General features: G+C 39.1%; 17 protein-coding genes. 14 read left to right on the top strand and 3 right to left on the bottom strand.

The genetic code is table 11. From position 1 onward, the window contains the following. Window positions 1-12 precede the first annotated feature (12 nt). The gene (locus FFR60_RS20675; protein ID WP_137665641.1) at window positions 13-528 is read right to left on the bottom strand and encodes a thioredoxin domain-containing protein; all 516 of its coding nucleotides are present in this window, start codon (window positions 526-528) and stop codon (window positions 13-15) included. 251 nt (window positions 529-779) lie between these two features. Here FFR60_RS20675 and nifJ point away from each other — a divergent pair, with 251 nt between their 5' ends. From nifJ to glmM, 4 genes are all read left to right on the top strand, one after another. Then, window positions 780-4,451, top strand: a complete 3,672-nt coding sequence (gene nifJ, locus FFR60_RS20670) for a pyruvate:ferredoxin (flavodoxin) oxidoreductase (RefSeq protein WP_137665640.1) — start codon at window positions 780-782, stop codon at window positions 4,449-4,451. Between the two features lie 216 nt (window positions 4,452-4,667). After that, the gene (cdaA, locus tag FFR60_RS20665) at window positions 4,668-5,552 is read left to right on the top strand and encodes a diadenylate cyclase CdaA (RefSeq protein ID WP_088932727.1); all 885 of its coding nucleotides are present in this window, start codon (window positions 4,668-4,670) and stop codon (window positions 5,550-5,552) included. Beyond that, on the top strand, window positions 5,549-6,652 hold the full coding sequence (locus tag FFR60_RS20660; RefSeq protein WP_137665639.1) for a CdaR family protein: 1,104 nt from the start codon (window positions 5,549-5,551) through the stop codon (window positions 6,650-6,652). The genes cdaA and FFR60_RS20660 overlap by 4 nt, the downstream gene beginning before the upstream one ends. A gap of 23 nt (window positions 6,653-6,675) precedes the next feature. After that, complete coding sequence (gene glmM, locus FFR60_RS20655; RefSeq protein ID WP_137665638.1) at window positions 6,676-8,031, top strand: phosphoglucosamine mutase; 1,356 nt, start codon at window positions 6,676-6,678, stop codon at window positions 8,029-8,031. A gap of 76 nt (window positions 8,032-8,107) precedes the next feature. On the opposite strand, the gene glmS is transcribed toward glmM, so the two are convergent. Then, window positions 8,108-9,916, bottom strand: coding sequence for a glutamine--fructose-6-phosphate transaminase (isomerizing) (gene glmS, locus FFR60_RS20650; RefSeq protein ID WP_137665637.1), 1,809 nt, complete (start codon window positions 9,914-9,916; stop codon window positions 8,108-8,110). Window positions 9,917-10,399: 483 nt separating this feature from the next. Between glmS and FFR60_RS20645 the strand changes: the two genes are divergently transcribed. The 8 genes from FFR60_RS20645 to yihA all read left to right on the top strand — a co-directional run bounded on the left by FFR60_RS20645 (window position 10,400) and on the right by yihA (window position 18,282). Then, window positions 10,400-10,687 (top strand): hypothetical protein, encoded by a 288-nt coding sequence (locus FFR60_RS20645; protein ID WP_137665636.1) that lies wholly within the window; start codon window positions 10,400-10,402, stop codon window positions 10,685-10,687. A gap of 10 nt (window positions 10,688-10,697) precedes the next feature. Next, entirely contained in the window at window positions 10,698-11,726 is a 1,029-nt protein-coding gene (sppA, locus tag FFR60_RS20640) for a signal peptide peptidase SppA (protein ID WP_137665635.1), read from the top strand. A 2-nt stretch (window positions 11,727-11,728) separates the two neighbouring features. Next, complete coding sequence (locus tag FFR60_RS20635) at window positions 11,729-12,274, top strand: RDD family protein (protein ID WP_137665634.1); 546 nt, start codon at window positions 11,729-11,731, stop codon at window positions 12,272-12,274. Beyond that, window positions 12,271-13,194: a hypothetical protein gene (locus FFR60_RS20630; protein WP_137665633.1), complete on the top strand. Its 924-nt coding sequence runs from the start codon at window positions 12,271-12,273 to the stop codon at window positions 13,192-13,194. Before FFR60_RS20635 ends, FFR60_RS20630 begins: the two co-directional genes overlap by 4 nt. Before the next feature lie 103 nt (window positions 13,195-13,297). Beyond that, a complete protein-coding gene (gene tig, locus FFR60_RS20625; protein WP_088932720.1) occupies window positions 13,298-14,581 on the top strand; it encodes a trigger factor in 1,284 nt (427 codons plus the stop codon). A gap of 277 nt (window positions 14,582-14,858) precedes the next feature. Continuing rightward, window positions 14,859-16,232, top strand: coding sequence for a GH25 family lysozyme (locus FFR60_RS20620; RefSeq protein WP_137665632.1), 1,374 nt, complete (start codon window positions 14,859-14,861; stop codon window positions 16,230-16,232). Window positions 16,233-16,384: 152 nt separating this feature from the next. After that, complete coding sequence (clpX, locus tag FFR60_RS20615; protein WP_137665631.1) at window positions 16,385-17,632, top strand: ATP-dependent Clp protease ATP-binding subunit ClpX; 1,248 nt, start codon at window positions 16,385-16,387, stop codon at window positions 17,630-17,632. Between the two features lie 53 nt (window positions 17,633-17,685). Beyond that, entirely contained in the window at window positions 17,686-18,282 is a 597-nt protein-coding gene (gene yihA / locus FFR60_RS20610; RefSeq protein ID WP_137665630.1) for a ribosome biogenesis GTP-binding protein YihA/YsxC, read from the top strand. On the opposite strand, the gene FFR60_RS20605 is transcribed toward yihA, so the two are convergent. Then, entirely contained in the window at window positions 18,279-18,431 is a 153-nt protein-coding gene (locus tag FFR60_RS20605) for an SPJ_0845 family protein (RefSeq protein ID WP_171004992.1), read from the bottom strand. The genes yihA and FFR60_RS20605 overlap by 4 nt on opposite strands. Before the next feature lie 134 nt (window positions 18,432-18,565). On the opposite strand from FFR60_RS20605, the gene FFR60_RS20600 reads away from it, so the two are divergent. Continuing rightward, a complete protein-coding gene (locus FFR60_RS20600; protein WP_137665629.1) occupies window positions 18,566-19,894 on the top strand; it encodes a hypothetical protein in 1,329 nt (442 codons plus the stop codon). A 111-nt stretch (window positions 19,895-20,005) separates the two neighbouring features. After that, window positions 20,006-20,191 carry a hypothetical protein gene (locus FFR60_RS20595; RefSeq protein ID WP_137665628.1) on the top strand — a complete coding sequence of 62 codons (186 nt, stop codon included), beginning with the start codon at window positions 20,006-20,008 and terminating at the stop codon, window positions 20,189-20,191. The last annotated feature ends 142 nt before the right edge of the window (window positions 20,192-20,333 follow it).

Genomic DNA, 20,333 nt, shown 5'->3' with positions numbered 1-20,333 from the left:
ACGGTTTTTTATTTATTCTGAGATATAAGTTTTTAATGTAGCTTCATCAATTGACTCATCAAAAATATGGTCGCCTAATATAACGGTTGGAACGAACTTGATATTGGCCTGTTCAGCTTCGTTGCGAATTTCTCCCTGTAGGGTTTGATTTGCTTGTTGGGAGAAATGCAATGTTTTTTCTGCGTAGTTAGCGACCGCTTCTAGTTCAAAACCTTGCCAAATTTCTTGTGTTTCGAAAGCCTGCTGAATTTGAATCAGGGCTTTTTTAGGATCAGCATCAATGTACTCGTGCATGACGTTACCGCGTTGCAAACTAATCTTATCTTTATCTAATAATTTGATAATGCGCTGGATTTTTCCTTCTGCGACTGCCTGATCTAAAGTGTCATAAGATTCTTCAAACCATTGCTTGCAGTAAGGACACCGAAGATTGATAAACTCAATCAGCCGCTTTGGTGCTGTATCTGAACCGATTTTGATGCCATTAAAGTCATTGACCAAACTTGCTTTTATAACAGAAATATCCATGAGAAAACACGTCCTTTCTCTTACTAGTGTACAAAAAAATTTTAAGAAAACAAACTCTTTTCATTTAAATAAGTTAAAAATACTGAAACTCGTGTTTGAAATTAAGGGAGGTTCGTTTATAATAAGTCCGTTGTTATAAATATCTTAAGTTTTTTATTCTGAAAAGGATCACATAAAAATAAATGGTATTACACGTTAGAATAGTAATTTTTTTCTATAGGAAAAAGCTACTAAATATTAAGGAGGAAAACATGCGTAAGACAAAAACGATGGACGGAAATACAGCAGCAGCCTATATTTCATATGGATTCACAGAGTTAGCTGCAATTTATCCAATCACTCCTAGCTCAACTATGGCTGAACTTGTGGATCAATGGGCTTCGCAAGGGAAGAAAAATATATTTGGACAACCTGTCTCAATCACAGAAATGCAATCGGAGGCTGGAGCCGCTGGTGTGGTTCATGGCGCATTGAAAACGGGCGCGTTAACGACCACCTATACCGCTTCGCAAGGCTTATTATTGATGATTCCGAACATGTATAAAATCGCAGGAGAGTTGTTGCCAGGCGTATTTCATGTTGCCAGTCGAGCGGTTACAACAAATGCCTTAAATATTTTTGGTGATCATGGTGACGTAATGGCTGCTCGTCAAACAGGATTTGCGATGCTGCAAGAAAGCAGTGTTCAGGAAGTAATGGATTTATCGGCGGTAGCGCATTTAGCGGCTATCGAGGGCAGTCTTCCTTTCATGAACTTTTTCGATGGTTTCCGTACGAGTCATGAAATTCAAAAAGTGGAAGTATTAGATTACGAAGAATTAGCTCCATTGATTGATCAAGAAAAGTTAAGAGAGTTTCGCAAACGCAGTATGAATCCAAATCATCCAACAATCAGCGGGACGAATCAAAATCCGGATGTCCATTTCCAACAACGAGAAACAGTTAATTGCTATTACGATGAACTGCCGGCAATCGTGCAAAAATATATGTTCGAGATCAACAAACTGCGTGGAACTAATTACGATTTAGTTACTTATTATGGTGCGGATGATGCTGAAGAGGTCATTGTAGCAATGGGGTCTGTTGCGCAAACGATCGAACAAACAGTCGATTATTTAAATGCAAATGGTCGCAAAGTCGGCTTTTTAAACATTCATTTATATCGTCCATTTCCAACTGAAACCTTTCTAGAAAAACTGCCTAATACAGTCAAGTCAATCGCTGTCTTAGATCGTTCGAAGGAACCGGGGGCAGATGGCGAACCGCTTTTACTAGATATCCAAGGCGTGATGTACGAAGCAGATGTTCGCCCTAAAATCATCGGTGGCCGTTTTGGTTTGGGCTCAAAAGATGTAACTCCTGATCAAATTATTGCTGTATACGATGAACTTATAAAAGATAAAAAGCTAGCTAAGAAGCGCTTTACGATCGGGATTACTGACGATGTAACCAATCTGTCGCTGGAAACAAAGGGGACACTTGACCTGACCAACCCCAATACCTTTCAAGCAAAATTCTGGGGTTTTGGTTCTGACGGAACAGTCGGTGCAAATAAATCAGCAATCAAGATCATTGGTGATCATACCGATAAATTTGCTCAAGGCTACTTTAGCTATGACTCTAAAAAATCTGGCGGATTAACGGTTTCTCACCTGCGTTTTGGTGATACGCCGATTCGTTCGACTTATCTTGTTGAAAGTGCCGATTTTATCGCCTGCCACACGCCAGCCTATATTCATACCTATGATTTATTGAAGGGTTTGAAACCAGGCGGAATCTTTTTAATGAATACGATGTGGAATGATGCGCAGATCGATAAATTATTACCTGCCAAAATGAAGCGCTACATTGCTGAAAACGATATAAAATTTTATACAATCAATGCTGTAAAATTAGCGATGGAAGTGGGACTAGGTTCGCGGATCAATACAGTTATGCAAACGGCGTTCTTTAGCCTGACAGGTATTATTCCGTTTGATGAAGTATTAGAGATATTGAAGGAAGAAGCCGATAGAAGTTATCGGCGTAAATCCTTGGAAATTGTTGAGAAAAATATCGCTGCGATTGATCAGACGGTTGAATTATTACATCAAGTTCAGGTTCCAGAAGCTTGGCGAACCGTCGAAGTTCCATTACTGGTTCGTAAGTCCCCAGTTTCTCAATACGTGGAGCAGATTGTTGAACCAATCAATTCACAACGTGGGAATGATTTGACTGTTAACGATCTTGTGGCAAATGGAATGACCGACGGAACGATTCCGACAGGCACGGCGAAGTTTGAAAAACGTGGTATCGCATTAGAAGTCCCTCATTGGATCAGTGATCGATGTACGATGTGTAATGAATGTTCATTTGTTTGTCCTCATGCGGCGATTCGTCCGTTCTTGGCAGATGAAGAAGAACTGGAAGAAGCACCAGAAGGATATATTGTTCGCGAAATGCGCGGAGCTGATGGCTTGAAATATCGCATTCAAGTTTCAGTTGAAGATTGTACTGGCTGTGGTTTGTGCGTTGAGGCTTGCCCTGCTAAAGGTAAGGCTTTAGTTATGAAGCCTTATGAAGAAGAAAAAGAACAGGCGATTAATTGGGCATTCTCAATGACCTTGAAGCAAAAAGCAAATCCAGCAAAAATAAATTCAGTTTTAGGCTCGCAATTCAATCAACCTTTATTAGAATTTTCGGGAGCCTGTGCTGGCTGTGGCGAGACACCATATGTGAAATTAATGACTCAAATGTTTGGTGACCGTATGATGATTGCAAATGCGACTGGCTGTTCTTCCATATGGGGAGCAGCAGCACCGGTTAGTCCTTATACGACGAATGATAAAGGGCAGGGTCCTGCTTGGTCGAATTCGTTATTTGAAGACAATGCAGAATACGGTTATGGGATGTTCTTAGCCAATCAAACACGGCGCAAAGAGTTAGCCGATAAAATCAATGATGTTTTAGGAACTGTTTCTGATGACTTGCGGGAGCTGATGGAAGACTGGATGGACCATATGTTTGAATCAGATGGCACACAGCAACGGGCGACTAAATTAACAGCGGCTCTTGAAGCAGAAGGATTAACAGATCCAAGCTTGGCAGAAATTTATGATAATCGTGATCTCTTTGTTAAAACAAGTCAATGGATGTTCGGCGGTGACGGCTGGGCTTACGATATCGGCTTCGGCGGAATTGATCATATTTTAGCCAGCGGTGCAGATGTAAATATCTTAGTTATGGACAATGAAGTATACTCAAATACTGGCGGTCAAACGTCCAAAGCTACTCCTGCTTCAGCGATTGCAAAATTCTCAGCAGGCGGTAAATATCAATCTAAGAAAGACCTGGGAATGATGGCGATGACCTACGGCAATGTTTATGTGGCACAAATCGCTTCAGGTGCCAACCAGATGCAAACAATCAAAGCGTTAGACGAAGCTGAAAAATTCCCTGGTCCATCACTAGTTATCGCATATACACCATGCATTAACCATGGTTTACGCGGCGGTATGAGTAAAACACTCCAAGAAGCAAAGGATGCTGTAAACTCAGGATACTGGTCACTGTATCGATACAATCCGCTTCAACGTGAAAAAGGTAAAAATCCAATGACATTAGATTACAAAAAGCCGAACTTTGATGATATGATTGGATTTATGAAACAACAAACACGTTTTTCGGCACTTGAAAGAATCCAGCCAGATGATGCGCAGCGACTATACCAAAAAACAGTGAATGATGCGCAGACACGTTTTTATAACTATGCTCGCTTAGCAGGTCAAGAAGAAAAAATTCGGGCCAAACTTGAAGGGACTAAAGCAGAATCAGCCGAAGCAACTGCTGGAGCAAAACCAAAAAGGGAACGCAAACCTGACCCGGAAGCGGAAGCAAGACGTGCCGCCCGCAGAGCTGCTCGTGCTGAAAAACGCAACAAATAACTTTAAACAGGTCGCACCTGTTACAAACAAGTTTTAGTAAGAACAGGAAATGCTAGAAAGCTAAAACATTATGTTTATTATCTCGAGAAATTGAAATTAGTATTAAGAGCAAGGAGTCTTAGTTTATTAAGGCTCCTTTCCTTCTTAAATTTTATGCTAGACCTGTACCACTGTGGTATAATTGTAGAGAATTTTGGATAGAAAGAGAGGTTATCTATGCCTAATCGTTTAATTGAATTATTCAAACCGGAATACTGGCTTAGCTTTTTTTCTGAGAACCTTTCAACCTGGGATATCATCGTCAACCTTTTAGATATATTTGTTGTCTGGTTTTTGATTTATCGTTTGTTTGAACTTGTTCGCGGAACAAAAGCCGTTCAATTGATCAAAGGTGTGGCGGTTTTTATTGGGATTCGAATTGTGGCTGAGCTGATCGGTCTGCACACGTTATCGTGGTTAATGAACCAAATTATCACTTACGGTGTGATTGCAGCGATCGTTATTTTTCAACCAGAAGTTCGACGCGGTCTGGAGCATTTAGGTCGCAGTTCTTTCTTTAAAACATCGAAGAAAGAAGAACGTGATGATGAGCGGATGATCCTAGCTTTTGACAAAGCGATTCAGTATATGTCAAAAAGAAAAATCGGTGCACTAGTAACGATTCAACGTTTTACAGGATTAGAGGAGTATATCGAAACTGGGATTGATTTGGATGCGGATATTACCGGAGAGTTGTTAATAAACATTTTTATACCTAATACACCGTTACATGATGGTGCTGTTATTGTCAAAAATGGAAAACTCGCAGTTGCTTCAGCTTACTTGCCGCTTTCTGATAGTATGCTGATACCAAAGGAATTTGGTACGCGGCATCGTGCAGCAGTAGGAATTAGTGAAGTCAGCGATGCCTTAACCTTCATTGTTTCTGAGGAAACAGGCGGAGTCAGTATTACCTTAAACAACGATTTTCTGCATGACCTGTCACAAGAAGAATATTTGGCTGTGATGCGCAGAGAATTACTGCCGGATGAAAAAAATGCTGGCAAAAAGAGTCTTCTGCAAACCTTTTTGGAAGGTTTGACTAAAGGAGGACAAAAATGAGAATCAAATTCAAAAAAAGCAATGCACCTTATATGCTGATTTCGTTAGTATTTAGTTTGATTTTATTTTTTAATGTTAATAGTCAAAATTTTAGCCGTTTGATTTCTTCCGAAACCAGTTATGAGGAATCCATTCAAAACGTACCAATCAATGTTCTTTATGATTCGGATCAATATTTTGTTCATGGTTTTTCATCAAATGTTTCGGTCAAGTTAAGCGGAGCCAATCGGATTCAATTGAATAAGGAGATTGATCCGGATACTCGGGATTTTAGTGTTGTTGCAGATTTGACGAATTTATCCTCTGGGACACACGAAGTTCGTTTGAAAACCAAGAACTTATCAAGTTCACTTTTTGCAACGATTGAACCTGAGCGGATTTCCGTGACAATCGAAAAGAAAGTTAAAAAGAAATTTGATGTATCACCGATTTTAAGCAGTACAACTAGCAGTAATGGATTGAAAATCGGCGAGATGTCTACTCAGCCAGAAAAAGTCGAAATCACTACCGGCGAAAATACGATGAAAGAGATTGATCGCGTCGTTGCTTCAGTGGACAGCAGTAAATTGACAACGGATCAAGAGAGTATTCAAGCACCTGTTCAAGCATTGAATGCTAGCGGAGAAGCGTTGCCGATTCAATCTGACCCACAAAATGTGACGGTAAACTTTGAGATTCAGACACCCAGTAAGGAAGTTTCACTTTACCCGATTCAAGAAGGTGACCTGCCTTCAACAGTGGAAAGTGTCAAAATTGATTTGAATCGAACGAAGGCAACAATTACCGGCGTGCAGTCAGTAATTGATCAAATAGACAGTATCGGCATTCCAGTCGATGTAAGTCAAATTCAAGGGACGGTTAAAAAATTCATTGACGTACCAGTATCAGGAGATTATCAAGTGAATCCTAAAACGGTGAGCGCACAAGTGACACCGGTATTTAAGAAGTCCCAGGAATCAGAAACTAGCAGTACAAATCATTCTAGTTCGTCGACAACTGAAGCTGCAGAAAGTTCGGGCGGAGCCTCGAAAACTTCTGAAACAAGTTCTACTAAAGTAGCCAACAGCGAAGAAGAGCCGACAAATCAATCTACTAACTAGATGAAGAAGGGAAATATAATTTAATGGGGAAATATTTTGGAACAGACGGAGTACGCGGAATCGCGAATAAGGAGTTAACACCTGAACTAGCGTTTAAATTAGGTCGTTGCGGCGGTTATGTTTTAAGCCAGCATCATGAAACTGAAGATCGTCCGCGAGTATTAGTTGGACGCGATACTCGAATATCAGGAGAATTATTAGAAACAGCTTTGATCTCTGGATTGTTATCTGTAGGAATCGAAGTTTTTCAGCTTGGCGTAATCTCAACACCTGGAGTAGCTTATTTAACAAGATTACAAAAAGCATCTGCTGGTGTAATGATCTCTGCCTCTCATAACCCTGCAGAAGATAATGGAATCAAATTTTTCGGTGGAGATGGTTTCAAATTAGTGGATGAGCAAGAAGCTGAGATCGAAGCATTGATTGATGCAGAAGAAGACACGCTGCCTCGTCCGTCAGCGGAAGGTTTAGGAACTCTAGATGAATTCCATGAAGGCCTTTTGAAATATTCACAATTTCTTGTACAAACAATTTCAGGAGATCTATCAGGTCTAACTGTCTGTGTTGATGCAGCTAATGGAGCAACATCTACTAGCGTCAACCGTTTATTTGCAGATTTAGAAACAGACTTTTACACGATGGGAACTTCACCAAACGGTTTGAACATCAATGCTGGGGTTGGTTCAACGCATCCGGAAGAATTAGCTAAAATGGTCGTTGAAAAAGGTGCGGATGCTGGTTTAGCTTTTGATGGCGATGGCGATCGGGTGATTGCAGTCGATGAGCTGGGAAATATTATCGATGGTGATCGTATCATGTTTATCTGTGCAAAATATTTGGCAGAACGCAAACGCTTGAAAAAAAATACTGTAGTGACTACAGTAATGAGCAATTTAGGTTTCCATAAAGCGATTGAGGAAATCGGTTTGGAAGATGTGATTACCCAAGTTGGAGACCGTTATGTGGTTGAAGAAATGCGTAAAAATGACTATAACCTTGGTGGTGAACAGTCTGGCCATGTATTGTTCTTGGATTACAATACAACTGGTGACGGAATGTTAACCGGAGTACAGTTATTGAACATCATGAAACAAACAGGTAAAAAGCTTTCTGAGCTAGCTGGCGAAGTGACAATTTATCCGCAAAAATTAGTGAACATTCGTGTTAGCGATAAATATGGTGCGATGGACGTACCGGCAATCAAACAGGCCATTGAAGAAGCAGAAACAGAGATGAATGGTGATGGTCGCATCTTGGTTCGCCCTTCAGGAACAGAGCCGTTATTGCGTGTTATGGCCGAAGCACCAACGGATGAAAAAGTTGATTACTATGTAGACAAAATCGCAGCAGTTGTTCGTGAGGAAATTGGCTTAGATTAATAAGAGACGCCCGATCTTAAATGATCGGGCGTTTTTCTGCGTAAAAAAAGGTTGAGAATTTCTCAACCTTTTTTGATTATTCAACTGTCACTGATTTTGCTAAGTTACGAGGTTTGTCAACGTCGTAACCACGTAACAATGTAGCATAATATGCGATCAGCTGACCTGGAATTACAGAGACAAGCGGACGCAAGAATTGATGAACGATTGGCAAGATGATCTGATCTCCATCTTTACTTAACTCCTCAGAGACAATCACTAATGTGTGAGCCCCGCGGCTTTCTACTTCCCGCAGGTTGCCGCGAGTATGAGGAGCAGTTACGGCTTCAGTAATGATGCCGATAACTGGCGTACCTTCTTCAACTAAAGCGATCGTTCCATGTTTTAATTCGCCGGCAGCAAAGCCTTCAGCTTGGATATAAGAAATTTCTTTTAGTTTTAAAGCAACTTCCATAGAAACATAATAATCTTCAGAACGACCGATATAAAAAGCATTGCGAGTCGTAGCTAGATACTCTTCAGCAATTTCTTCAATCATGGCTTTTTCTGCGATCATTACATCCATTGCATTAGCAGCGATCCCTAATTCTTTTGTCAAATCGAATTCTTTTGCTGCTGCTACACCTTTCGCTTCGCCGACAGCTTTAGCTAAAACAGTTAAAGCCGCGATTTGAGCTGTGTAGGCCTTGGTAGAAGCTACAGCGATCTCTGGACCAGCATGCAAGAGCATAGTATAGCTTGCCTCACGAGATAAAGTCGAACCAGCAACATTTGTTACAGTAAGAGAAGGGTGACCTAATTTATTGGTCTTAACTAACACCTGACGACTATCTGCAGTTTCTCCGCTTTGAGTCAAATAGATAAAGAATGGCTTTTCTGAAAGCAAAGGCATATTATAACCAAACTCACTAGATAAATGAATCTCAACTGGAATATTCGCTAGGCCTTCAATAATCTGTTTGCTTGCCCAACCAGCATTATTACTTGTACCGCAGGCAACGATATAAATCCGGTCGCTGTCTAATAAACTTTGCAATAATTCGTCTTCGATTACGACGGTTCCTGTTTCATCGGTATATTCACTGATGATCCGACGCATCGTAGCAGGCTGTTCATCGATTTCTTTCAGCATGTAGTAAGGATAGGTTCCTTTTTCCATATCAGAAAGATCGATTTTAGCTTCATATGGGGCACGTTGAATTTCATTGCCGGCTTCGTCTTCGATTTCAATCCGTTCTTTTGTCACGATAACCATTTCGCCGTCATTGATTTCGACAAATTGATTGGTTTGTTCCAACATTGCCATGGCATCGCTGCAGACGACATTAAATCCGTCGCCTAATCCGATTAATAAGGGACTCTTGTTTTTTCCAACATAGATTGTTTCACGGTCGTTCTTGTCGATTAAACCAAAAGCATAAGAACCGCGAATCTCTTTTAACGCTTTACGAAAGGCGTCTTTTGTTGAAAGGCCTTGTTCTGCAAAGTATTCAACTAAATGAACAGCAATTTCAGTATCTGTTTCGCCATAAAACGTATCATCTGCTAAATACTTTTCCTTCAATTCATCGTAATTTTCGATCACACCGTTATGGACCAAAACAAATCGTTTGCTTTGTGAAGTATGGGGATGAGCATTTTCTTCACTTGGTTCGCCGTGAGTTGCCCAACGCGTATGACCAATCCCGATTGAACCATGAACATCAGAACCAATTTTTTCTGCTAATTCTTTGATGCGTCCTTGAGATTTGATCAAAAAGTCCTCATTTTGATCTGCTACGAAAATACCAGCAGAGTCATAACCACGATACTCCAATTTTTCTAATCCATTCACCAAAATACTTGTTGCTTGCTCATTTCCTACAATTCCTACGATTCCACACATAATGTCTTCCTACTTTCCTGTCATTATATGTTTCCGAGCTGTCTGACTACTTTTTTGTTCTTTTATAAAGTTTTTGTAATAGTCTGTAGAGCACAGCAACCCTGAAGCCACCCGCCGAAAATTTCGATTAGCTTCTTCCTCGTCACCTTAAAAAAGGTCTGGCGCTATCTTATTGGTACATCTAAGATTTTTTTGTTTTAACATCGGAAACAATGACTAATATAATACATACTTTCCGCATAGTCAAACTTTTTTTTATTTTTAGATAATTGGTATATATGAAATTTGTGAAAATGAGGATCTGAAAAACAAAGTTGCTTCTTCGTTTCATCTGTTAGAAGAATAAGGTAAAATAGAGAAGTATCATTTAAGGAGCGGTTTCCATGAGTGCATTTTGAAGTTTGGAAAACTTGCTTACTTACGATAGACGATTTTTTTGTGAAAATCATTTTTCACAAAAATCAAACGAGAGGGGAAAACAATATGAATCGACCAGAAAATTTAACAATTGGTGAATTACGCAAATTTTTAGAGCAGCTTGCTGACAATCCTGAAATCAGTGATGAAACAAAAATTTTCCTAGATACTGGCTGGGATAGTATCCAAGAAATCATCCCTGATGCTTTGAGTATTGAGGACGCGCAAACTTTTGAAATTGAGGATCCTTTGACTCATGAATTTTTCGGCGGCTACTCTTTAACGGAAAAAGCGGAAAAAATGAAGGCTGAGGGACCAGTAGAAAAAGTCTTGATTATACGTAACTTATATTAGGAGGAAAAAAATGAATAAAAGACGTTGGGTGGCAGTAGGTATTGCAGTAGTGCTGTTAATCTTTTCAGTGATCTCATCCACGATCAGTCGTAGCAACGATAGTAAAAAGGAACTTAGCCAAGTCAATGAAATACTATATGGAAATGATGAACCTAAAGAACAAGTAGAAGAAGATGGATCGAGTACAGAAAAAATTGCTAAGTTAGTAGTAGAGGGGACGATCATCAATGATGGTACCAGCGGTTTGTTTTCTACCGGCGGGTATAATCATAGCTCGTTTATGAAACAGTTAGATAAAATCAAACAAGATTCAACTGTCAAAGGTGTTTTGTTGGAAATCAACTCGCCTGGCGGTTCGGTATATGAGACGGCAGAAATTACGAGAGCTTTAAAGGAGATTCAAAAAGACAAGAACATTCCAATCTACGCTTCGATGGAAAGCCAAGCGGCTAGCGGCGGGTACTATATTGCTGCGAACTCGGACCGGATTTTTGCTACAGAGGATACTATGACGGGATCTATTGGCGTAATAATGTCTAGTATGAATTATTCTGGCTTGATGGAGAAACTAGGTATCACTGATGCAACAATTAAAAGCGGGGCTTTAAAGGATATCGGTTCATCCTCTCGACCTCAAACGAAAGAAGACAAAGAAGTCCTGCAAGCTTTTGTAGATAGCATGTACGGACGCTTCGTTAAGACTGTAGCTGAAGGACGGGATATGGATGAAGCACAAGTGCGTAAATTAGCTGATGGGAGAATTTACGATGGAGCGCAGGCTCTTGACAACGGCTTAATAGATGATATCGGCTATCCTGACCAAGCGTTGCAGGCTTTGAAAAAAGATCAGAATTTGAGCGGAGCAAAAGTTGTATCTTATACAAACGGTTCTACTAATTTTATGAATACATGGTTGGGGAACAGTTTGGCTGAACTTCAAGGGATCAAGCCATCCCAAGAAGAATTGATTAGAAATATCGTTGAGAGTGTCGGTACTCCTCAAGCTCCTAAAGCAATGTATCTCTACGGAGGTGAGTAGCCATGTCAGTTGAAAGTAGTCAAAGACCTGCAGTAGGACCTGTAACTCAATTACTAGAGAAGAAACAACGGCAGCGTCAATTTCATCATTATCCAGATTTTTTCTATGCAGGCTTCTGGATTCGTCTTTTTGCTTACCTGTTAGATTTGTTCTGTATCTCGGCAATTACGAGAATCGTTCTAGGATTACCAGCAAATTTATTGAATGTAGAAAAGAGTTCAGAATTATTCAGTCTTTATGGATTTTTAACACTTTTGATTTATTTAGCATATTTTATTTTGCTGACAAAAATGAACCACGGTCAAACAATTGGCAAGATGGTTTTTGGAATCAGGGTCGTTTGTTTTACTGAAGAAGAATTAAGCTGGCAAACGGTTTTGATTCGTGAAGGTGCTTGTCGTTTTATTCTACGAGGATCGCTTTTTATGTTAGGCTATCTTGTAACTATTTTTACACCAAATAAACAACACATCGGAGATTATTTTTCAGAAACAAGTGTTGTGACGTTAAACTTATTAGCAGCTAGAGAGGGTTTTATGCAAGAATGAATCCAATTGAATTTCCAAACAATGATCACTATTATTTAACACTTGCGGAAGAAGCTTTTTCTGCAGGAAATTATTCGCAGGCATTAGAGAATTATAAACAAGCTTATCAGGAAAATCCTTCGCCTAAACTAAACCGTTTAATTACCAGTTTAGCTCTAGAGCAAGGGGAGTTTTCTGCTGCTTTAGAATACGCGGAAGAAGAATCAGAGAGCTACCTTGAAACGCCGGAAACAATCGATTTATTTCTGCAGATTCAACTGTATTCTCAGAAGTTTTTCGCCGCTCGTGAATTTCTGTGGCGGGCACAAAAGGTTAAATACTTAACAGAAGAGCAAAAAAATTTTTGGTCAATGCGTATCGACGATCAAGAGGCCTTTTATCAACGGCAACAGCAGGCGGTAATCAAACAGATTGAGGCCGAATTAAAGCAGCTGCCCTCAATGAAAGCGATGGAGCAGCTAGTGATGGTTCGAAAAATTAAACGGCTGCCGGAAGAACAGTTACAAGCGTTAGCTGAAAAATTTATGCTGGACCCTCAGATAGCGCCATTAGTTCGCAGCTATTTATTTGAAAGCTTGGCGCGTGTAGGAGTTACCGAAAAGGTTCGCTATTTAACTATTCAAGATGAAATCGCAGAGCTGTCTCCAGCGGATTCTGGATTTGATGATTCCTTACAAAATAGTATCGAAGCTCGATTAGATGAATATTTGGGCGATGATAATCCAGTTTTATTATCAAGCTTACTGGAACAGATGAAGATAGAAATGGCATTTTTGTATCCACTGCAGAGTTCTTTCATGAACCCTGAGGCTTGGGTTGCTAGTTATTTGTCCGAGTATTCGGAGTGGAGCGAACCGCTTGATGGAGGCATTGAAGCAATCCGTGGAAAAATAAAACAACTGCTGTTCGATTATCATTAAAAAATGCCGAGAGTAAAAGCTTTATATTTACAATTCACAATCAGTAGTGTAATATTTAATGGTATGCAAAATGCAAGTATATTAGTATTCGGAGGGAACAAACGTGACTGCAAATTTTGAAAAAACAGGCACCAATGATGGTGTGTTAACATTCTCAATTGAACAAACTGAGATCCAAAAAGGATTAACAAATGCATTCAACAAAGTGAAAAAAAATCTTAATGTACCTGGCTTCCGTAAGGGAAAAGTATCTCGCCAAGTATTTAACCGGATGTACGGTGAAGAAGCTTTGTACGAAGATGCATTGAATGATGTATTACCAACAGCTTATGAAGCTGCTGTAAAAGAAGCAGGCATTGATCCAGTCTCTCAACCAAAAATTGACGTAGACAGCATGGAAAAAGGCGAAGCTTGGGTTATCAAAGCCGAAGTTACTGTGAAACCTGAAGTTAAATTAGGGGATTACAAAGAATTAGAAGTTCCAAAACAAGATGTTGAAGTTTCAGACGAAGATGTAAATGCACGTTTGAAATCAGAACAAGAATCTCAAGCAGAATTAGTAATCAAAGAAGATGAAGCTGCTGAAAATGGAGATACTACAGTAATCGATTTTGAAGGTTTCGTTGGAGATGAAGCGTTTGAAGGCGGAAAAGGCGAAAACTATTCTCTTGAATTAGGTTCTGGTTCATTCATCCCTGGCTTTGAAGAACAATTAGTTGGTCACAAAGCAGGAGAAAACTTAGATGTAACGGTTACTTTCCCAGAAGATTATCAAGCTGAAGATTTAGCTGGTAAAGAAGCAATCTTCAAAGTAACAATTCATGAAGTGAAAGCGAAAGAATTGCCTGAATTAGATGATGATTTTGCTAAAGACGTTGATGAAGAAGTAGAATCTTTAGATGAATTAAAAGCAAAATATCGTGATGAACTAACTAAACAAAAAGAAGAAGCTGCGAAAGAAGCAAAAGACGAAGCTGCAATCAAGCAAGCCGTTGAAAATGCTGAAATCGTTGAACTTCCACACGTAATGGTACACGATGAAGTTCATCGTTCAATGGATGAGTTCTTAAACAACATGCAACGTCAAGGAATCTCTCCAGAAATGTACTATCAATTAACTGGCTCTACTGAAGAAGATCTTCATACACAATTTGAAGGTGAAGCAGAAGGCCGAGTTAAAACAAACTTAGTGATGGAAGCTATCGTTGAAGCAGAAAAAATTGAAGCTTCTGAAGAAGATATCGCTAAAGAAATCAAAGATTTGGCTGAAATGTATCAAATGCCAGAAGACCAAATCCGTCGCGTACTAACAGAAGATATGTTAGAACATGACATCAAAATGAAAAAAGCAGTTGAACTAGTAACTGGAACAGCTGTAGAAAAATAATTCTATTACTAAAAATTAAATGAACAAATTGCTTTATTTAGGGATGTGGCGTAATTTTACGCCACATTTTTTTACTTTTAACCTTTGAGTGATTTAGAAATGACCACGATTAAAAAAGTTTAAAAAATTAGTTTTCACTTTTTTTATAGATGTTTATAACGAATACCTTCAAAATAGCTCTTAAATTTGGTAATATTGAATTATTAATGAAATGAGGTTATTTCTCGTTTTAAATTATAAAAAGTAATTTGTGCTTAAATTCACTAAGGAGGAGAAAATGAAGAAAAAAATTTTAGGTTTATGTTTTTTATCAGTTTTATGCTTGAGCTTTGTATCACCAGCTTTTGCTGAAGAGAGTCAAGTAGTAACTAATGAACAAACGGTTGAAAGTTCTTCGACAGTTGATTCAACTGAAGTCGCTTCACAACCAGCAATAGAATCAACTGAAAGTAGCGCAGTTGAACAAACAACAGAGAGTACGGATGCAGACGAAGCAATTGTACCAGAGACACAGATCGAAACGGCTGAAGGCACGATGTCTTTACCTAGAGGACGTTCAGATCTGTATCCAACGATTCAATTGTTCGCATCATTACCTTCCGTATCTGCGACGAATGCTAATACACCAAGCAAGAGTTTTATTGATATTTCTTCTCATAACGGAAATATCTCTGTTGCGAACTTCCAAAAAATGAAAAGTTACGGCGTTACAGGTGTAGTTGTCAAGTTAACAGAAGCAACGAGCTATATAAATCCTTATGCTCAATCACAGATCAACAATGCCATGGCAGCAGGGATGAAGGTTTCTGCATACCACTATAGCTGGTTTACAAGTGATGCTCAGGCTGTTGCAGAAGCAAATTATTTTGCTGCGGCGGCTAAGAAATTCGGTTTGAGCAGCGGTGCAGTTATGGTAAACGATATCGAGGAACCTCAAATTCTTGGTAAAGGGAACCATACGAATAACTCCAGAGCTTTTGAAAACCGCTTGAAGGCCTTGGGTTACGGAAATGTACGCCATTATATTGGATTGAACTGGCTGACTACTGGTCGGATAAATGCTGCAACTATCGGTAATAAAAATATCTGGGTGGCTGCATATCCATATAATCTTTCAACGACGAATTTCTATACTCAATATGGTGCTTGGCAATGGTCTTCGCAATTCTCATTTCCTGGAATTAGTGGAAACTTTGATATCAATGCGGATTATACGTCTACTTTTAGTAATCCAGCAACAACACCTCCAGCAAATAGTATTCAAATGTATCGATTGTACAATCCAAATAGCGGGGAACATTTCTATACACAAAATGTTGCTGAAAAAAATAATTTAGTTTCTAAGGGTTGGAGATATGAAGGAATCGGCTGGAATGGACCGACATCAGGTAATCCAGTTTATCGGCTATATAATCCAAATGCCGGAGATCATCATTACACGCTGCACGCTTATGAGAAGGATAATCTGATCAAAAAGGGCTGGCGTTACGAAGGAATTTCTTGGTATTCTGGCGGTTCAAATGCTTTGCATCGATTATATAATCCGAATGCAAAAGCAGGTTCCCATCACTATACATTAAATACCAATGAAAAAAATAATTTAGTGAAGCATGGCTGGAAATACGAAGGCCTAGCTTGGTATGCTAAATAGACAAAAAGTTCTCGATTTTTCGAGAACTTTTTTCTTTAGATTTCCTTTTTATTTGGCCTCGGTTTCTTTGTCTTTTTTATGCTTTATGTTATTATAGATAAAGACTGCAATCGTGGAAACACTTGTAGAGAAAGAAGCAAGAGGTGACAGCCATGTATGAAAGCACAGGCGCAGGTGAAACAGTCCGCTGTTCATTTTGCGGAAAGACCCAAGAAGAAGTAAAAAAAGTTGTTGCGGGTCCAGGAGTTTACATTTGTAATGAGTGTATCGACCTTTGTAAAGAGATTATAGATGAAGAATTCCATGAAGAAGCTATTCGTGAATTTATTGATGTGCCAAAACCCAAAGAACTATTGGATGTTTTAGATCAATATGTTATTGGACAAGATCGGGCGAAAAGAGCGTTATCGGTTGCAGTGTATAATCACTATAAACGAGTGAATACTGAAAATGATGGGCTTGACGATGTTGAGTTGCAAAAAAGCAATATTTGTTTGATTGGACCAACAGGTTCCGGTAAAACATTCTTAGCTCAAACATTGGCAAGAACACTGAATGTGCCGTTTGCCATCGCTGATGCGACGAGTCTAACTGAGGCCGGTTATGTCGGGGAAGATGTTGAAAATATTCTATTGAAGCTTTTACAATCTGCCGATTACAATGTTGAACGCGCGGAAAAAGGCATTATCTATATCGATGAAATAGACAAAATCACCCGTAAGAGTGAAAATGTTTCGATCACCCGTGATGTTTCAGGTGAAGGTGTCCAGCAAGCATTGCTTAAAATTCTTGAAGGAACGGTTGCTAGTGTTCCACCTCAAGGAGGACGCAAGCATCCGCATCAAGAATTCATCCAGATCGACACAACGAATATTCTATTTATTGTCGGTGGAGCATTCGATGGAATTGAAACAATCGTTAAAAATCGTTTAGGCGAAAAAACGATTGGTTTTGGTAAAAACAATAAAAAAATCGATGAAGATGTAAGTATTATGCAGCAGATCATCCCAGAGGATTTATTGAAATTTGGTTTGATTCCTGAATTTATTGGGCGTTTACCAGTAACGACTGCATTAGAGAAGTTGACTACGGAAGATTTGGTACGGATTTTGACTGAACCAAAAAATGCGTTAGTGAAGCAATATCAAAAATTACTTTCTTATGATGATACTGATTTAGCATTTGATGCCGATGCCTTGAATGCGATTGCCGACAAAGCGATTGCTCGCAATACAGGGGCTCGCGGATTACGTTCAATTATTGAAGATGTTATGATGGATGTCATGTTCGACATTCCTTCTGACGAATCAATCGAAAAGGTAATCGTGACAAAAGATTCTGTTGAAGGATCTGGAAAACCAATCATTGAGTACCATAACAATAAGAAAAAAGCAGGTTAGCAAGTGAGGGTTCACAAAGTAATTTGTGAACCCTTTTTGAAAGGCGTGAAAGAATGAAAGTGCATAATGCAGAGATCGTAATTAGTGCGGTCTCACCGAAACAATATCCTGAAACGGATTTGCCTGAGATTGCTCTAGCTGGACGTTCGAATGTTGGTAAGTCTTCTTTTATCAATACATTGATTGACCGGAAAAATTTAGCTCGAACCTCAGGGAAACCCGGCAAGACACAAACCTTGAATTTCTATTTGATCGAAAAAGCCTTGCATTTTGTTGATGTGCCAGGCTATGGATATGCGAAGGTTTCTAAAACAGAACGGGCGAAATGGGGAGAGATGATCGAAACCTACATTACGTCTCGCAAACAATTGCGTGCGGTCGTATCGTTAGTCGATGCACGTCATGATCCAAGTAAAGAAGATATTCAAATGTATGAATTTTTAAAGTATTATGGTATTCCTGTGATTGTTGTTGCCACTAAGGCAGATAAGATTCCTCGCGGAAAATGGAATAAGCATACGAGTGCTATCAAAAAGAAATTGGATTTCGATCCGAATGACACCTTCATTCTTTTCTCTTCTCAGACAAAAAAAGGAAAAGAAGAAGCATGGCAGGCAATTGAAGCGGCAATCGAAAAGGATCAGGCTTAAGCCCGATCCTTTTTTTTATCATTTTGTTCAGTTTTTGGTTTTAAGAACTTCTGGATGTCTTCGTCTTTTTGTACCTTTTTGTCTGGATCTACGACGAATGATTCGAATAATTTATCTAAATCATCGGTTTTTTCAAATTTCAAGCCCATTTGAACACCTCCATTTTTAGTTTTAACACAATTTATTATAGTATACAATTTTTTCAAACTTAGTAGTCAATTTCATAGGGTTTTTTAAATCTTTAAGATATAATTATAATAGAGCAATGAGAAAGGGGAAGGCAATGGGAAATAATCAGAAGATTTACAGTGTCAGCCAGCTTTACGATTTAAAGCAAGCCGATATCCAAATGAAGACCAGAGATTGGTTAGTCATGAGTCGTCTATTGCTGGAACCAGAGGAAATGTTGATTAATGGGAAAGAGCAGTCTTTTGATCCTGGTCACTTACAACAGGTGATTGATGAGTTTGGTACGAAGGAAGATTGTTGGCTTCAGTTGAAGAATCAAGAAGAGGAAATGACGATTCATATATTAGGAGAAACGCTGTTCGAAAAAGCTATTCTAAAAGAGAAAAATTTCTATTATTGGGAAAACGTCTATTTGGATTATTTGAAGGCTCGGTTGATTGAACATGGTTTTTTTGCGTACATTCGTTCTTACGAGGAATATTTGTATCATAATACCAGCGAATCAGCTAAGCGAAGAATCTTCGAAACAGCAGAGGAAACCAATGCTTTACCGAAAATGAAAGGGCTTAATGGTGATGTCGTTGTCGATTGCAATGCTTTTCCTGGCTATGATGTTTTTTATAAAGGAGTTTGTTTGACTGCTTGCTGGTGGTTATTCTTGGGAGCTCCTTACAAAAAGCTTTTTGCTAAGCAGTTGTTGCTAGAGGTTCAACAAGTAGAAGAGGTTGCTGAGCTGGGTGCGGGTGTTTTTTTTGAGTTATATAAGGACCCTTTTCAGTGGAAGGAAGAGGCGAATCTGCGATTTCAACAGCTGTTTCGTGATCAATTAGGAATATCTCAGTTATCTTATACGAATGGTGTGGGATTGCTGAAGCAGCCGTATATTGAATTTGCTTTTGAGGATACAGTGATTCAAACAGTTCAATATCAAAATGAACAATTTCAACCAACTGAAAAGAGTGAAGCTTCTTACTTTGTGACTCGTACCTATAATTTTTTAACGAATCAATATCGGGTCAATCGGATGAAGGGCGGATTGAATGCATTAGCTTATTTTCCCTGGATCGATGATGGGAGTGAACGGATGATGAATTACCATATTTTGTATCCAGAACTGACTTTGGATAAGGGCTTGGCCGCTTTTGAATATTATATTCGGGATTCGATCGAGTTTGAGATTCAGGATATGCGCTATAAGGATTATACGGCTGTTTTACAACTGTTTATTCCTAAAAAGGCCTTCTTGGATTTTCCTTTGGAAGAATTGAAGTCGGCATTGAAGGATATGACGATTCATCAGGTGAGTCGTAAAAATGATTCGCTTACGTTTTCCTTGGAGAAAGAAGCCAAGCACTTGATTGTTTCGTTTATAGATCAAAAGAAGGTGTCGGCTAAAAATCAATTGGATATACTTGAAATATAAGAGGGCTGAATTTTGCAGGCGCTGTAGTTGAGCAATATCAGAGCTTTAGAAACTCGGGTAGTGTATACTATGTGAAAATTAGTTCTTTAATTTAAAAAGGAGAGGTTTGCTATGGATCAAAGATATATCAAGATTATGGGTAGTTGTTTACTGATCGTTGGAATAATTTTTGCGTTGCCGCTTGCATCATTAGAAATTCCTTTGTCAATTGCAGTTTTCTTTATTGGTATGATCCTATTTGCGATCAAACCTAAACCTCAACCAGTCCGCGTTCACAGAAAAGATCGCTGGATGTAATAAAAAATCCACTCTCGCAAATTAGTGTACCGACCCCCAAAAGTTAGACCAAAAATCTAACTTCTGGAGGTCGGTATTTTTATGGCTAAATATAGTTTTGAACTCAAGGTAAAAATCGTTCAAGAGTATCTTGACGGGAAAG

Source organism: Enterococcus hulanensis, assembly GCF_005405485.1.
Classification (GTDB): Bacteria; Bacillota; Bacilli; order Lactobacillales; family Enterococcaceae; genus Enterococcus_A; species Enterococcus_A hulanensis.
Note: the sequence above shows the minus strand (reverse complement) of the source record. Positions and strands in the feature narration are given on the sequence as shown.